The organism is Lactobacillus sp. ESL0785 (genome assembly GCF_029395455.1).
Lineage (GTDB): Bacteria > Bacillota > Bacilli > Lactobacillales > Lactobacillaceae > Lactobacillus.
In genome coordinates, this window is record NZ_CP113916.1 from 1,567,927 (window position 1) to 1,583,245 (window position 15,319).

The 15,319-nt window shown below is 37.3% G+C and carries 13 protein-coding genes; 2 read left to right on the forward strand and 11 right to left on the reverse strand.

The features are described from left to right. Nucleotides 1-24 precede the first annotated feature (24 nt). On the forward strand, nt 25-2,061 hold the full coding sequence (locus OZY43_RS07455) for a KUP/HAK/KT family potassium transporter (RefSeq protein WP_277164572.1): 2,037 nt from the start codon (nt 25-27) through the stop codon (nt 2,059-2,061). A 90-nt stretch (nt 2,062-2,151) separates the two neighbouring features. Here OZY43_RS07455 and OZY43_RS07460 read toward each other — a convergent pair whose 3' ends face one another. From OZY43_RS07460 to OZY43_RS07485, 6 genes are all read right to left on the reverse strand, one after another. After that, the gene (locus OZY43_RS07460) at nt 2,152-4,101 is read right to left on the reverse strand and encodes a M13 family metallopeptidase (RefSeq protein WP_277164574.1); all 1,950 of its coding nucleotides are present in this window, start codon (nt 4,099-4,101) and stop codon (nt 2,152-2,154) included. A 100-nt stretch (nt 4,102-4,201) separates the two neighbouring features. Beyond that, the gene (locus tag OZY43_RS07465) at nt 4,202-5,422 is read right to left on the reverse strand and encodes an MFS transporter (protein WP_277164576.1); all 1,221 of its coding nucleotides are present in this window, start codon (nt 5,420-5,422) and stop codon (nt 4,202-4,204) included. A 105-nt stretch (nt 5,423-5,527) separates the two neighbouring features. Further along, nucleotides 5,528-6,802, reverse strand: coding sequence for a carboxylate--amine ligase (locus OZY43_RS07470; protein WP_277164578.1), 1,275 nt, complete (start codon nt 6,800-6,802; stop codon nt 5,528-5,530). Nucleotides 6,803-6,817: 15 nt separating this feature from the next. After that, nucleotides 6,818-8,767, reverse strand: coding sequence for an asparagine synthase (glutamine-hydrolyzing) (gene asnB / locus OZY43_RS07475; RefSeq protein ID WP_277164580.1), 1,950 nt, complete (start codon nt 8,765-8,767; stop codon nt 6,818-6,820). Nucleotides 8,768-8,874: 107 nt separating this feature from the next. After that, nucleotides 8,875-10,272 carry a metallophosphoesterase gene (locus tag OZY43_RS07480; RefSeq protein ID WP_277164582.1) on the reverse strand — a complete coding sequence of 466 codons (1,398 nt, stop codon included), beginning with the start codon at nt 10,270-10,272 and terminating at the stop codon, nt 8,875-8,877. 56 nt (nt 10,273-10,328) lie between these two features. Then, on the reverse strand, nt 10,329-10,814 hold the full coding sequence (locus tag OZY43_RS07485) for a hypothetical protein (protein ID WP_277164584.1): 486 nt from the start codon (nt 10,812-10,814) through the stop codon (nt 10,329-10,331). Between the two features lie 355 nt (nt 10,815-11,169). On the opposite strand from OZY43_RS07485, the gene OZY43_RS07490 reads away from it, so the two are divergent. Continuing rightward, nucleotides 11,170-11,736, forward strand: coding sequence for a DNA-3-methyladenine glycosylase I (locus OZY43_RS07490; protein WP_277164586.1), 567 nt, complete (start codon nt 11,170-11,172; stop codon nt 11,734-11,736). Between the two features lie 45 nt (nt 11,737-11,781). Here OZY43_RS07490 and phnE (OZY43_RS07495) read toward each other — a convergent pair whose 3' ends face one another. Genes phnE (OZY43_RS07495) through OZY43_RS07515 form a run of 5 tightly spaced genes read right to left on the reverse strand, consistent with a single transcriptional unit; the run spans nt 11,782 to nt 15,285 of the window. Next, nucleotides 11,782-12,594 (reverse strand): phosphonate ABC transporter, permease protein PhnE, encoded by an 813-nt coding sequence (phnE, locus tag OZY43_RS07495; protein WP_277164588.1) that lies wholly within the window; start codon nt 12,592-12,594, stop codon nt 11,782-11,784. Beyond that, a complete protein-coding gene (phnE, locus tag OZY43_RS07500; RefSeq protein WP_277164590.1) occupies nt 12,594-13,397 on the reverse strand; it encodes a phosphonate ABC transporter, permease protein PhnE in 804 nt (267 codons plus the stop codon). Before phnE (OZY43_RS07500) ends, phnE (OZY43_RS07495) begins: the two co-directional genes overlap by 1 nt. Beyond that, entirely contained in the window at nt 13,390-14,163 is a 774-nt protein-coding gene (gene phnC, locus OZY43_RS07505; protein ID WP_277164592.1) for a phosphonate ABC transporter ATP-binding protein, read from the reverse strand. Before phnC ends, phnE (OZY43_RS07500) begins: the two co-directional genes overlap by 8 nt. 20 nt (nt 14,164-14,183) lie before the next feature. After that, the gene (locus OZY43_RS07510; protein ID WP_277164594.1) at nt 14,184-15,110 is read right to left on the reverse strand and encodes a phosphate/phosphite/phosphonate ABC transporter substrate-binding protein; all 927 of its coding nucleotides are present in this window, start codon (nt 15,108-15,110) and stop codon (nt 14,184-14,186) included. Nucleotides 15,111-15,126: 16 nt separating this feature from the next. Further along, entirely contained in the window at nt 15,127-15,285 is a 159-nt protein-coding gene (locus OZY43_RS07515; protein ID WP_277164596.1) for a hypothetical protein, read from the reverse strand. Nucleotides 15,286-15,319: the final 34 nt, after the last annotated feature.

Below are 15,319 nucleotides of genomic sequence, written 5' to 3' on the forward strand. Positions count from 1 at the left end.
AGTCTATGGGAGTACATAATAACTATGGATCAAAAGAAAAAGCGTATTTCCGCTGCTGGATTGCTAATTACAATTGGGATTGTTTACGGTGACATCGGAACTAGTCCTCTTTACGTAATGAAATCCATCTTAACTGGAAATGGTGGTTTAGCCAGCGTCAATCGCGAATTAATTTTAGGTTCAATTTCATTAATTTTTTGGACAGTAACTTTATTGACTACTGTCAAGTACGTTATGATTGCACTTAATGCCACTAACCGTGGTGAAGGTGGAATTTTTGCGTTATACGCGCTAGTCCGCAAGCGCGCCAAATGGCTCGTTATTCCTGCCCTAGTTGGTGGTGCAGCACTATTAGCCGATGGGACTTTAACACCGGCAGTGACAGTTACAACCTCAATTGAAGGTTTGAAGAACATGAAGTTTGGTTCCAGTATTCCTGTTCCTAACCAAAACATAGTAATCATTATTACCATCATTATTCTACTATTGCTATTTTCGATTCAAATGCTTGGCACTAGCAGTATTGGTAAAGCCTTCGGCCCCATTATGTTTGTCTGGTTTACCTTTTTGGGTGCAATCGGCATTCTTAATATGACACACGATTGGTCGATTTTAGAAGCTTTGAATCCATTTTGGGCAATTAAAATTTTATTTAGTCCAGCTAATAAAGTTGGCATTTTTATCCTTGGTTCAATCTTTCTGGCAACTACTGGTGCCGAAGCTCTTTATTCAGATGTTGGCCATGTTGGTCAAGGCAATATTCGCGGTTCTTGGCCGTATGTCTTTATTTGTCTGGCATTAAATTATCTAGGACAAGGTGTCTGGATTTTACAAAATCCAAATTACCAAACACACGGAACAGAATTAAATCCATTCTTTGAAGCTGTCCCAGCTAATTTACGACTCTTTGCAATTGTTCTGGCAACAATTGCTGCCATTATCGCCTCACAAGCGTTGATTACCGGTTCATTCACCTTGGTTTCTGAAGCCAGCGGGTTAAAGTTTTTGCCGCGAATGAACATCGATTATCCGACAACTGAACATGGTCAGATTTACATTCCATCAGTGAATAAAATGATCTGTGTTGCCACAATTACGATTGTAATTTTCTTCCAAACTTCTGAACATATGGAAGCCGCTTATGGTCTATCAATCACAGTTACGATGTTAATGACAACATTATTGTTGTTTGAATATCTGGGAACTAAACATAGTCCCTTACTTCTCCGGTTAGGGTTCTTGTTAGTATTTGGCTTCATTGAAAGCATGTTCTTAATTTCTAGTTTGACCAAGTTCATGCATGGTGGTTACGTAACAGTCTTGATTGCCGGCTTTATCGGTGTAATCATGTTTATCTGGTATTTCGGTAACAAGGTACGGGACAAGCACGAAGGAGCTAACACCTATGTCCGTTTAGATGAATATACCGACATGCTGACAGACCTCAGTCATGATGATGATTTTCCAGTCTACGCCACTAACTTAGTTTACATGGCCAAAGTTAAATACAATAAATTTATTAAACGGGAAATTTTATATTCAATCTTGGATAAACGGCCCAAACGAGCTCATGCCTACTGGTTTGTTTCTGTCAATATCACTAACGAACCATTTACAGCCAAATATGCAGTCAACACCTATGGCACCAAGAATGTTATTAACGTTCAACTATTTTTAGGCTTTAAGAAGCAGACTAGTGTTAACGTCTATTTACGGCAAATCGTTCATGATTTAATTAAAGATGGCACAATTGAGGCTCAACCGCAAGACTATACAACAATGCCCGGACGTGAAGTTGGTGATTTCTCCTTTGTTATCGTTAACGACGTCGTTAGTCCCCTGACTAAGCTTAAGGGCTTTGAAAAATGGATTGTTCAAGCTCGAGTTTGGTTACAGAACCTATCATCTAATCCAGCAACTTGGTTTGGTTTGGAATATACCGATACAGTTGTTGAACGGGTACCGTTAATTTTAGGTAAACCTGAACGTAACCTGCATATCAAGCGAGTTGCCACACGCGATTATTCCCATCTCAAAAACGAAGAATTTCAAAATATTTAACGCTATACAAAAAGCGCTGTTCCTTTTGGAACAGCGCTTTTTTTGTAATTCATATAATTAAAAACTAAAATAACTAAAAATATAATAATATTACCAAATGTGTACGCGCTGAGCTGGATCAAGCCACATACCATCAGACGACTTTACATCAAAAACTTTATAAAAATCATCTTGGCACTGGATTTGAACATTGGCTCTCTCCGGACCCGGTGCGTGCACATCCACAGCTGTCTGGGTTTTAATTGATTCTGTCAATTGTTTATTAGCCCAAATACGTGCAAAGTTTTCAAATAATTTCTTTAAATCATCATTTTCATTCTTTGCAGCTTCAACTGCGGCCGTCAATCCACCTTGATCGGCAATGTTTTCTGAGACGATTTGCTTACCATTTAGTTTAACGGGACCATATTCAATTCCATCAAACAAGTCAATCTCAGCTTGTGTTCGTTTCTTGAACTCAGCGTAATCTTCTTTAGTCCACCAATTAGTCATGTTACCAAATTCATCAAATTGAGCACCATTATTATCGAAGGCATGTGATACTTCATGAGCAATAACTGAACCAATACCGCCAAAATTACTTGCTCTGTCTTGCTTCAAATCATAGAATGGTGACTGTAAAATTGCCGCTGGGAAAGTTAAATCATTTCTTTGCGGATCGTAGCAAGCATTAACCAGATTACCTGGCATTGCCCAAATCGTCCGGTCAACTTTCTTATGCAATTGTTCAATATTATACTTTTGCTCCTCAATAGCAAAGGCACGATCATTGGCATAAAGACTGCCACCCTGACTAGCTGGGATGACTTTAAATCTGTTATAAATTTCTTCAATCTTATCTGGATAACCAATTTTAAGTTCCAAAGCCTCTAACTTAACAATTGCCTTCTTCTTAGTGGCTTCTGATAACCAGCTATTCATCTGCAATCGTTCTTTATAAACATCGAGCATGCGGTTAATCATATCCTCGACGTCTTTTTTGGCATCTTCACCAAAGTAAGTCTGTCCATAGTAAACACCAACAACTTCACTAAATGCATTATTAGCAATGTGATAAGCCTGTTTTTCACCACTTGGCAATTTAGGCTGACCAGACAAAGCTTTACTAAATGGAAATGCTGCTTCACGAAATTCTTGTGACAAATCTGATGCAGCATCATTGATAAAGTTAACCAGCATCCAACCCTTGATTTCAGCAAAATTAGCTGAATTAATAATCTCATTAATATGATCAAGATACCGTGGTTCTTCAACAATAATTCGATCTGGTTCTTCGCCAATAACTTCCTTTAGGTAATACTTAATCTTAAAGTCAGTAAATTTAGCTTCAAAGTCAGTAATCTTCATCGGATTATAGCAAGCTGGATAATCGGCCCATTCTTCAGTCGATTTAACAACTTTAGCCAACTTAGCATCGAACTTAATCGCATCTGCAGCATACTTATCTGCAGCCGCAGCTTCAACACCAGCCATTTTAAGTAATTGCGCTGATTGCTGTTGCAAAATTCCCAATAATTTTGGTGCATCTGCAGTTTCATAAGTTGTCGTATCTGGCAAATACGTCCCTGGACCGGCAAAAGACAAAACATTAATCTTAGTATTTTTCATATCTGGCTCAACACTAAAACTAAACGGAATTGAAGCAAAAGTAGCCAAATCTGGTGCGTTCAAATTATAATCAGAAAAGTCTCTAATACCTTCAAGTAGCTTCAGATCAGATTGAATTGGAGCTGCACCATCTTCGTTACGTTTAGTAAAGTTCTTAGCCAATTGGTACAAAGCAACCGCCTTATCCATGTTAGGCACATCAGGAATTGCCTTTTGTCCTGAAGCAAAATCTGCAAAATCCTGCATTAAATGCTTCTCAACATTAACATCAATTCCATCAAATGATGCCATTCGTGAACGGTCAGACGGTATTTCTGTCTTCTCAAGCCATTCAGAATTAACAGACAAGTAGATATTATCTTGCGGCCGTGTACCGACTTTAGGCTCGATGACATTGCCACTGCCACCACGAACCATAACTTGTTTTTTCATTCAGGAAATCCTCCCAATATTTAATTAAAATTAAGCTAAATTAATAATAGCATTTTAATTAGATTTCAACTGTTAAAAATTTTTTACAAAATCATTCATATTATTTATAAGTTGTAATCTTTTTACTCAACTTTGCATGAAGCGGAATCAGTAAAATAATCATTAAGAAAATCCCTGCAGCAGCCACAATGAAAAACGGAATGTAACCCGCACGATCAATCATCATCCCACCAAATAATGGGCCAAAAGCCTGACCAATTCCACGAGCAACACTGATTTCACCTTGATATTTGCCTTTACTGGACAATGGCGATAATTCATTAATATATGCGGGGACAGCTGGAAAAGCAGTCGCCTCACCAAAAGTTAAAATTAACATCGACAAGGCAAAATGAACAAAATCCCGTGCAAAAATTAGGGTCACAAACGAAATAGCAAACATCAATGTCCCAAAAATTATCTGGTGAAATAAATTTTTAAATACATGCGGATAGCGCGCTAAAATAACCTGAATAATTACGATGACAGCACCATTCAAAGTCCAGAGTAAACTATACATATGAAATGGTATCCCTAATGAAACCATATAAACGGACAAGTTAGATTCCCAATTCATATACATTAACCACGTTACTGCCAATGACACTAAAAAACCAATCGTTAACAACAGATTATACTTTGGCATTGGCTGCATTTTAGGTCTTTCACCAGTTGCAACTGTTTCTGCCTGCCTTCTTTGGTGAAAGTTGATAATTGGTCGATAATTAATTGCCGCGTTGATTGCAGCAATTGCAAACAAACTTGCCGCAAGAATAAAGAGAAACTCAATTGAAAAGTCATACAAGTAACCAACTAACAGTGTTCCCGTAACCGTTCCTACATTTTGGGCAAAATAAATCAGATTAAAGACATAACGACCGGGATATTTCCTTAAACTCGTTGCAATTGAGTTAATTATCGTACCATTCCAGCCACTGATTAATCCAGTTAGTGTTAGCCACAACCAATAGGCTGGCCAACCATGAAAAAAGGCCATCAAGAACAAAACCAAGGCATCAAGTCCCAATCCTGCCACAATTAAAGGATAAGGATTATAGCGATCATAAAAACGCCCTGCCACTAAGGAGCCCAACACATTACTTGCACAGTTGCAAAACAGAACTACCCCAATCATCGAAAGGCTAATATGTAGTTGTTTATTTAAATACACCGAAGTTAACGGCCACACAAAGCTTGACCCAATCCACGTGGCCAATTCACCTAAAAGCAGCCAGCGTAATTTAACTTCCGTTTCATTCTTTGATCCATGTGTAAGTTTCATCTATTCAGCCCTTTCTATTAATATCCTAACTACCAGTTTAGCAAGAAGTATTAAAAAAGAACACCCCTTGGGCTAGAGGTGTTCTTTTTAAAGATTATTATGATATTATTCTTCCGACTTCTTACCAAAGAATTGACCCTTGTTTACTTGGTAAAACTTCTTGTAGCGGTCATAATAATTATGAAACATATACTTCATTAATAACCAGCGCTTAAAACTGCGATCCTTATCATAAAAGACCGTGGTGCCATAGCGACCCTCGTGAATTAGTTCTTCGGCAGTTTGCTTGGCTTCATTATTATAAGCATACTGCTTAAAAATCTTAACGGGAACACCCAACCACAGAATATGCTTGGACTTTAATTTGTTACCATAAACGGTTGCTTTTTCTTTCAGATTATCATATACGTAATCGTCAACGTACCACTTAGCTAAATTGTAGCCATTTAGAGTAACATAAAAACTTGACCGTCCTTGACGCAGGTTAATTTCAAAGAACTTATACTGGCCATCACGCTCATCGTACTTAATGTCAAAGTTAGCCATTCCTGTATAATTTAATTTCTCTAAGAAAGCTTCAACTTGCTCATATAATTTTTCATTATATTCCGGCAAAATCGCCATATAATTACCAATTGATTGCGGCGTCGGATCTTCCAATAACGGGTGACCCATACACATCATTTTAATATGGTGATCTTTGTCAACATAGGCATTCAAAACCCGCATATTAGAGTCATCCCCGGGGATAAAGTCTTGTAAAATCAGGTCAGCCTTGTAACCATTATTATAAATTTTACCAACAATATCCTTTAATTCCGCCTCATCATGAATAGTAAAGGCCTTTTTACGACCTTCAAAATGAACATCAAGCCATGAAACAGGATCTTCTGGTTTTAATTCAACAGGATAATTAAACGGGAAGTTAAGATAATCAGCAGCCTTAAAATCTGCCATGGTAATAATCTTAGTCTTAGGATATGGTAAGCCATATTCTTCTGCAATTTGATAGAAGCCTTCCTTAGAGATCAGTTTTTCCAACAAATCATAGTCAATATACGGTACCACAAAGACTTCTTGTAATTCATCCTTGTGCTTAGACAATAATTCAGCGTAGCCATCACCACAAGCAATCAAAATTACTGGCTCTTGATGATCGCGATACACCTGCATTTTCTCACGCATTACCGTCATAAAAGTTGGGTCTTCACTAAAGCCGTGGTGCAGCTCAACTTCGACTATTTTGGAATAACGCGTTGCGGCCAGTTGGCTATCAGCTAATGCCTTAACCTTAATTCCGTACGCCTCATTAAACGATCGTGCCATGCCGTAAACATTAATATCACTACCAAGTAAAATTGGCGTAAAATCTGGTTTCATTTTAAACTGCTCCTATTAAACTAACTTTCCTTGTTCAATTAAGCTAGCTACTTCTGGCTGCACGTGCTGGTACTTGGCAACTGTTCCTTCATAATCAACAAAGAATAATTTATACCAAACAAGGAATGTGTAAATTGTCCAAATTTGGCGACGGTGTGAACCATCACCCTTGTAGTTTTCATCAAGCAATTTTAAGATTTTGTCCTGCTCAAAAATATCACTGACAAAGTCTTCGCTGAACATTTCCCGAACTTGCTTATCAAAGCGTGGTTCCTGCAGCCATTCCTTAATTGGCGTTGGAAAACCTAATTTTGGTCGTTTGGCCCACTCATCTGGTAAAACTTTTTCTGCAGCCTTACGCAAAGCATACTTAGTATCGTGCTTATTAACCAAATACTCAGTTGGAATGGAGTTAGCCCGTTCCGCAATTTTACGGTCAAGATACGGTACACGTAATTCTAGTGAGTGTGCCATCGAAATTTTATCAGCTTTTTGTTCAATGTCGTTAAGCATAAAGTGATGCAAATCAATGTACTGCATCTGCCGCACATTATCAAGATCTTTAACTTTCTTGAAATCTGATTGATAGATACTATTCACTGTTAACTTATTACGGTAAGACGGCTTTAAAATACTATTAGCATCTTGAGATGTAAAAATCGTCGGATAATCCATATCATAAATTACAGATTGACCCACATAAAATTCACTTGGCTCAGCCAAATTAGTATACAAATGCACTTTGCCAGGAAAATGTGGCAGCTTCTTAATGGTATGTGCCAGCTTTACTTTGGTCTTCTTCGGTAATTTAGTCAATCCTGATGTGAACACTTTAATTACACTGTTATGCGTGTGCATCCCGTAATTGACATAACCAGCAAATAATTCATCAGCACCCTCACCTGATAAGACAACTGTGACATGTTTACGCGCCATTTTACACAAATACCACAGTGGAATAATTGACGGGTTAGCATCCGGCTCATCCATATGGTACTGCATTTCCGCAAAGTCGTGCATCGCTTCATCAGCTTTTACTTTATCGGAAAAGAATTTCCAGCCCTTAATATCAGCTAGAGCTTTAGCCTTAGAAGCTTCATCATAAGTAGCATCATCAAAAGAAATTGAAAAGACATCATCAGGATTTAAAATACTAGTTATGTAACTCGAATCAACCCCTTCTGATAAGAAGGCACCAACAGGTACATCAGCGATCCGATAAAGATCGACTGTTTCCTTCAAATCTTCGTCAATTCGATTGACAGTTTCTTCAAAACTCAAATTGTTAGCCTGGTATTCAGCATCCCAATATTGATGAGTCTTCATTTCGCCAGCTTTATATTCAAACCAATGACCAGCTGGAAAACGATAAACACCCTTAAAGAAAGTCTCATTTAAATCATTATATTGGTTCATCAAATAAGGTTTAACTGCTTCCGTATTTAGCCGACGTTTAAAACCCGGAAAAGCAAAAAAGCTCTTCAATTCTGATCCCATCAACAAGTGACCATTCTCATTACTGTAATAAAGGGGTTTGATACCAAAGAAATCGCGTGCACCATACATTGTCTGGGTATTGTCATCCCAAATAATAAAGGCGAACATACCACGAACTCGTTTTAAAAGACCATCCATGCCCCATTCTTCAAACCCGTGCAGCAATACTTCCGTATCTGTTTTAGTTGAAAAAGTATGACCAGCTGCTAGCAATTCTTCGCGCAATGGTTGAAAATTATAAATTTCACCGTTAAAAATAATTGCTCGTGTATTGTCCTCATTATAAATTGGCTGACTGCCGCAACGTAAGTCAATAATCGACAATCTTCTAAAACCTAGAGCAACTTTATCATTAGTATAAACACCGTCAGAATCCGGACCTCTGTGTTTAATCGTCGCCATCATTTTCCCGATGGCTTTTTGTTTATCATTTACTTCTGGATCATAAAATGCGACAATTCCGCACATAATTTATCTTCCCTTAATTAGTTTATTAGTCTATTAAATTCTTTATTTTAACTGTTCCATTATATGCTAAAAGCCGGGCAATTACCAAATCCCTCGGCCTAATTTAACTAAATATAAAAGATTCTTCTTTTGGCAGCTGCACCATAGCCAAAAACCTGAATAATATGATAATGTAAGTCAACATTAACGATGTAGCCAGCAAATTCTGTATGGTGATCAATCTTCCGGTTCCAATTTTTATTGTATTTAGTTGTCAGCACATGATTAGGTCCCATCAAAGCCGAGCAATTAAACAAAATATATTGAATGCCATTAATTCGATACTGGTCTTCTCGGTGCCGGTGACCACAGAAATAAGCAATTATTCGCGCATTCTTAACCTTAGTAAAATCAAAATCATTTGCTAGTCTGAATTCTGGTGGAATACCGCGACTTGAATGCATTTGACCCTTTTCACATTGGTTAAAAGCTACCAATAACTCGTGCAATGAGCGTCCATTATACTTGAGAGCATTTGACCCTTTACGATTAATCGGATTGGCATGACTCATTAAAATAATTTTCTTATTCGCTGATTGCTCTAAAATTTCAATAATTTCTTCAATCTGATCTTCTCTAATTGCTAACGTGATTTTAGTATCATACTTTTTTTGACCTTGAGCGTCTAACACATAAGGCACATCTGAAGTATTAACTGCAATAAAACGCAAATCCTCCACATCATAATAACAAACCCCATGCTGACGTGAAACATAATGCATCCTTGGCTGAGCATACATGCTAGGCCACATAATCCTCTCAAATTCATTTTCAGGAAATGAGGCCTTTAAATCATGATGCTCATCAAATTTGTCATTTTCATCATGATTACCTTTAATCATAATCGTTGGCACCTGCTTTGACTTAAATGAATTACGCAATTTAGTTAATTCACTTTCACTCAAAAAGCCAGCATCAGAGCCATCAATCCAATCACCCAAATGAACTTTTAAGTCAAGTAGTCCTGAGCCGTCAAGATAAGAAAATTCATTGACATGTGTTAACCCATTCCAACCATAAAAATCTGCACTATTGCGATCTTTGTAGTGCGTATCGGTAATTACACTAACATTAACCGAATTTTTACCTTTACGGACATGATCACGTACCCGCTTAACAAAGTGATCCAAATATTGTTCAACAACATAACGCCGCCCACTTTTGCGGTTAACAAACGCACGATAGCGACCTAAATCAGAATTAAATTCTCGAACATATTCTGGCGCTAATTTTTCTGTACTTTCTAGGCTAAGTGCTTGGTGCAGAACCCCATTTTCATCTTTATATACTGTCAGATTATATGGTTGCCCATCAGGTGTCCCCTGATTACTATCAACTCGATATTCACCAACCGTCATATATTCTTGCATTGGATCAAAACTGTTACTTTCATTTTTAAAAGTAAACCGTTTTTTAACACCAATTACCCGATCAACTAATCCTTTTGCATGCTTAAAAACATTCATTTTTTGCCTCAAGCTCAAAAAAAGGCCAAACCAACTATGCGGTTCAGCCTCAAAAATTATGCGTTCTCTGTCAAAGCATGTGCTGCTAAGCCAATTGACAATACAGCATCCTTTGACAACACTTCCTGCAAGTCTTTAAATGCAATCGCTTGAACTGCACTAATTACTTTCAGACTATACACAATAACGTGAAAATCAACACCGCTATTATAAAAATCATCTTCATACGGATTTTCATGATTATAAGTCAGATTGATTTCGTCTTTATCAACAAAACCATCAACATGATTAGTTAAAATCCGATCATGTAAGTCCGTTAAGTTCTCCGACAATTTAATCAAAGTCAGCTTATGATCACTTTCGGTTTCATAATACTGCTCTTGCGTCATGTCAAAGTAATCTTTAACTGGCTTATTTAGTACATGAAGACTATCAATTGCCTGATAAACAGCTTCTGCGTCGAAGTCTTCTTCCTTATTTAAAATTTTTTCTTGGTTTGAGGCCAAGTTATCGGCCAAGTTCATTGTCTCTAACTTATTCATGGGTATCCTCCTAAAGTTCAACTCATATTATACCAAAAGTAACGGTTAAGGAAGTTATTTTGTTACTTTTTAACCTAAAATGACAAGTTAAAATTAAATTGAATTTTGAAAACATAACAGTCCCTCTAATAATTAGCTTGTTAAACCTAATCATCAAAAACACTTTATCTTGATAAGATTTTTAGATTTTTAAATAAAACTATTCTTGGAAGTACTAAACTAATAAAACATCCTGAATAAGCGTCTGATAGAAATGGCATTTTCTAACTCTCTTTCTAAATATTATAAAAATATCATTATTTTTTGCGTACTTAATATTAGGCAAGTAAAATAATTATCAAGGAAGGTTAAACAAATGACAGATTTAATGCGCTGCCCTTGGAGCACTAGTCAAGACCAATTAATGCAAGAATATCACGACCATGAATGGGGTAAGTTAAATATCGATGAACAATACTTATATGAAATGTTAACTTTGGAATTATTTCAATCAGGTCTTAATTGGTCGGTCGTTCTGCATAAACGCGAAAATTTTCGTCGCGCCTTTAAAAACTTTATTCCTGAAGAAGTTGCTCAAATGACTGCAACCGATCTTGAAACTTTAATGCGTGATAGTTCCATTATCCGCAATAAAATGAAAATTACCGCAGCCATAAAGAATGCCAAGGCCATCTTAATAATTGAAGCAAAATATGGTAGTTTTAAACGTTATTTGCAAGCCTTCATTAAAACACCAATTATTCATCATCCAGAAATCATGGCTAACATTCCAACCACCAACGACATTGCCAAAACATTAGCTAAGCAAATGAAAAAAGACGGCTTTTCCTTTGTTGGACCAGTAGTTATTTATTCTTACTTACAGGCAATTGGTCTAATTAATGATCACTTAGAAAGCTGCCCTTTTAAATATCACGGCTAAAAAATAAGGAAGACTGCACTAACGCAATCTTCCCTATTTTTTTACTTAAACTAGCTTCTTCCGAATCATTCCAGAAATCCAATCAATCACAATTACCATGATAATAATTCCTAGTAAGATAATCCCAACACGGTCCCATTGCCGATATTGCAAAGCAATAATTAACGGATAGCCGATACCACCAGCACCAACCAAACCTAAGATTGAAGCCGACCGAATTGAAACATCAAACCGATACAAGGTATTAGAAATTAAAGCTGGCATCAAATTAGGCAGAGTCGCAAACATCGTAATATTGATCTTTGAACCACCAACTGCTGTTACTGCTTCATTAGGACCATCATCCAAATTTTCAATTGCTTCCGAGAACAATTTTGCTAACATCCCAACTGAGTGAAACCCTAATGCCAAAACACCGGCTGCTGAACCCGGACCAACTGCCTTAATAAACATCAAAGCCAAGACAATTTCAGGGAAAGACCGAATAATTGCTAAAACAATCTTACCAGTCCGTGAAACGTACCACTTCTTGTGCTTAGTATGAGCTGCCCAAAAGGCAAATGGTAGTGAAATAATTGCCGAGATGAATGTACCTAAGAAGGCAATACATACAGTTTGCCATAATTGTGATACTAAATCTTCACCGGTGCCATTATAAACATATGACCAATCAGGATGGAAAATACCGCTAAAAATTGCACCGGCAATCTGTCCGGCAGTTGCTTTAATCCCGCCAAAATTCATTCCCGTGCATGACCAAACGATAAGAACAATTGTAATCAGTGCTAAACCCCAGTGCAATATCCGTTTCGGGACATCAACTTGGCGAGGAGGTAATTTTTTCATATTAGTATCCATTATTTCATCAACGCCTCCCGTGATTTAGACGAAACATAGTCGATTAAGACTACGACCACAATAATAACGAGGATAATCGTTCCCGTTTTAGCATAATCAAATACTTGCAGGGTCTGCTGCAGGTAAAGACCGATACCACCGGCACCGATATATCCTAATACGGTCGAAGCCCGGACGTTAATTTCAAAGGCATACAAACAATAAGAAATAAAGTAAGTAATGACTTGTGGTAAAACAGCAAAAACAATGATCTGCAGTTTATTGGCACCAACGGCTGTCAGTGCTTCAATTGGACCCGGATCAATTGTTTCAATCGCTTCATAGAAGAGCTTAACTACAATCCCAAAAGTGCAAATAGCTAATGCCAAAATACCGGCAATTGGGCCAATACCCACAATGGCAACAAAAATTGCACCTAAGAGCAGATCTGGTACTGTTCTGATAATATTCATAATTATCCGCAAAATTCCAGTAACTGCCTTATTTTTAACAATATTACGGGCAATGAACAACGAATAAATAAAAGCGAGAACTGAACCAATTACGGTACCCAAAACTGCCATCTTAATTGTCTCGAGAAGCAGCGGAATAACCGCTCCTAAGTATGTCCAATCTGGATGCAGCATCTGCACAAAAATATCAGTAAACTGATTAAAATTCGCAAATAATGCACCTAAATTTGTATTTGTTACATTGGTTGAAATAAATAATCCCGCAATAAAAACAATTATCCAAATCAAATTCCAAAATTTAAATTTCTTTTTGGGTAGCGTCAGCAATGCATCTTTATCCGCATTAGTCATCTTGCTCACCACCATTGTAAATCTTGGCAAAGGTCGACTCAGGTGTATCACTCATCTTACCATCATAAATAATTTCACCAGCGCGTACACCAATCACTCGCTTACCAAATTCTTGTGCCAGTTCGACACTATGCAAGTTAATGACAACTGTCATACCATGCTTTTCATTTAACATCTTCAAATCTTGCATTACCCGCCGTGAAGTCTGGGGATCAAGCGATGCTGTTGGCTCATCTGCCAAAATAATATCTGGGTTTTGAGTTAATACCCGAGCAATCGCTACCCGTTGTTGTTGACCACCTGATAATTCATCAGCGCGTGAATAAACTTTATCAGCTAAATCAACCTGTTGCAGTGCCTCATAAGCCCGTTGCTTATCTTCCTTAGTAAATAAATTAAATGTACTCTTCCACGTCGAATAATAGCCCACACGTCCGGTTAAAACATTACGCAATACACTAGAGCGTTTAACAAGGTTAAAACTCTGGAAAATCATCCCAATATTGCGCCGCAAAATCCGCAATTTTTTACCTTTAGCTTTGGTAATTGACTCACCATTAATTAAAATATCACCCGCTGTAATATCAATTAAACGATTAATTGACCGCAGAAGAGTCGACTTACCTGCACCGGATAGACCAACAATAACGACAAATTCGCCCTTATTAATTGTTAAATTAACATCTTTTAGACCCACAACGTCTTTGCCATAAACTTTTTTAACGTTTTTTAATTCAATAACTGGCTTAACTGAAGAATCTGCCATTATATACTCCCTTTACCTACTTATTTTTTGGTTGATTCAATAATTTTATCGTATTTACGGACAACGTTAAAATCACTGTCTTTGGCAGGAACATAACCTTCGTGAGTGTAGATACTTTCAATAATTTTCTTACCCTTTTTCGATTTACCAATAGAAATGAAGGCATGAGCTAGCTTCTTACGGAATGCCTTTGACATACTTGGAACAACTGAAATTGTGTCGTTAGGAATAGCCTTTGTGAAGTAAATTGGCACTACTTGACTCATAATCTTCGGGTTGTCTTTTTGAACGATTGTTCGTGCATCTTCAAAGACAAAGGCAGCATCAGTGTCACCATTTAAGACGTTAAGAACTGCTTGGTCTTGACCAGTTACAGTTACTAACTTACAACTCTTAGGGACATCTAAGCCTTTTTCCTTTAATTCAGCAATTGGGAATACATATCCTGCTGATGAAGTTGGACTTTGAATGGAAATTGACTTACCTTTCAAGTCTTTCCAACTCTTAATCTTAGAATTCTTTTTAACTAAAATTTCAGACCGGTAAAAATTAACCAAGTTCTTAGTTTGCCGACCATCTGGCTGCTTAACGCCATATCTTTCAGCTTGTAATAATACATCGGCTGCACCTTGCTTATGAGCTAAAACATAGCCATCAGGTGGCAAAAAGCCAACATTAACTTTCTTAGACTTCATCGCCTCAACCACCGTGTTATAGTCAGTTGACATTGATACATGAACCGGAATACCTAACCTGTCGGAAAGCATCTTCTCAAGTGGTTTAGCCCGTGCTTGCAATTTAGTTGCAGCTTGGCTAGGAACAAATTGAACGTTTAAAGATTTAGGTGCGGCGTCTTGTCCGCTCTTACTCTTACTTGAGCAAGCTGTTGCCATCATAGCTACTAAAAAGACAGCAAAACCTGCCAGAACTTTTTTAAATTTATTCATTATGCCCTCCTAGACATCAAAAAAGACTTAATGTAAAAACACCAACGTGAATTATATTAAGTCTTTTAGCAATATTTCTAATTAAATAACGAACAATACGACCATTTCTACGAAAGCAAAAAGTCTCAATTGCAAAAATACCAATGAACGCTACGCGCCCTTCACATTCTTGCATGACTTTTCACTCTCCTTTCAGCTGTAATGAACTT

Bases quoted from the DNA above. Each gene is read 5' to 3' on its own strand.
- OZY43_RS07480 (WP_277164582.1), bottom strand. From the start codon at position 10,272: ATGAATGTTTTTAAGCATGCAAAAGGATTAGTTGATCGGGTAATTGGT.
- asnB (WP_277164580.1), bottom strand. From the start codon at position 8,767: ATGTGCGGAATTGTCGCATTTTATGATCCAGAAGTAAATGATAAACAA.
- OZY43_RS07515 (WP_277164596.1), bottom strand. From the start codon at position 15,285: ATGCAAGAATGTGAAGGGCGCGTAGCGTTCATTGGTATTTTTGCAATT.
- OZY43_RS07465 (WP_277164576.1), bottom strand. From the start codon at position 5,422: ATGAAACTTACACATGGATCAAAGAATGAAACGGAAGTTAAATTACGC.
- phnC (WP_277164592.1), bottom strand. From the start codon at position 14,163: ATGGCAGATTCTTCAGTTAAGCCAGTTATTGAATTAAAAAACGTTAAA.
- OZY43_RS07490 (WP_277164586.1), top strand. From the start codon at position 11,170: ATGACAGATTTAATGCGCTGCCCTTGGAGCACTAGTCAAGACCAATTA.
- OZY43_RS07470 (WP_277164578.1), bottom strand. From the start codon at position 6,802: ATGAAACCAGATTTTACGCCAATTTTACTTGGTAGTGATATTAATGTT.
- OZY43_RS07460 (WP_277164574.1), bottom strand. From the start codon at position 4,101: ATGAAAAAACAAGTTATGGTTCGTGGTGGCAGTGGCAATGTCATCGAG.
- OZY43_RS07455 (WP_277164572.1), top strand. From the start codon at position 25: ATGGATCAAAAGAAAAAGCGTATTTCCGCTGCTGGATTGCTAATTACA.
- phnE (WP_277164588.1), bottom strand. From the start codon at position 12,594: ATGGATACTAATATGAAAAAATTACCTCCTCGCCAAGTTGATGTCCCG.
- OZY43_RS07510 (WP_277164594.1), bottom strand. From the start codon at position 15,110: ATGAATAAATTTAAAAAAGTTCTGGCAGGTTTTGCTGTCTTTTTAGTA.
- OZY43_RS07485 (WP_277164584.1), bottom strand. From the start codon at position 10,814: ATGAATAAGTTAGAGACAATGAACTTGGCCGATAACTTGGCCTCAAAC.
- phnE (WP_277164590.1), bottom strand. From the start codon at position 13,397: ATGACTAATGCGGATAAAGATGCATTGCTGACGCTACCCAAAAAGAAA.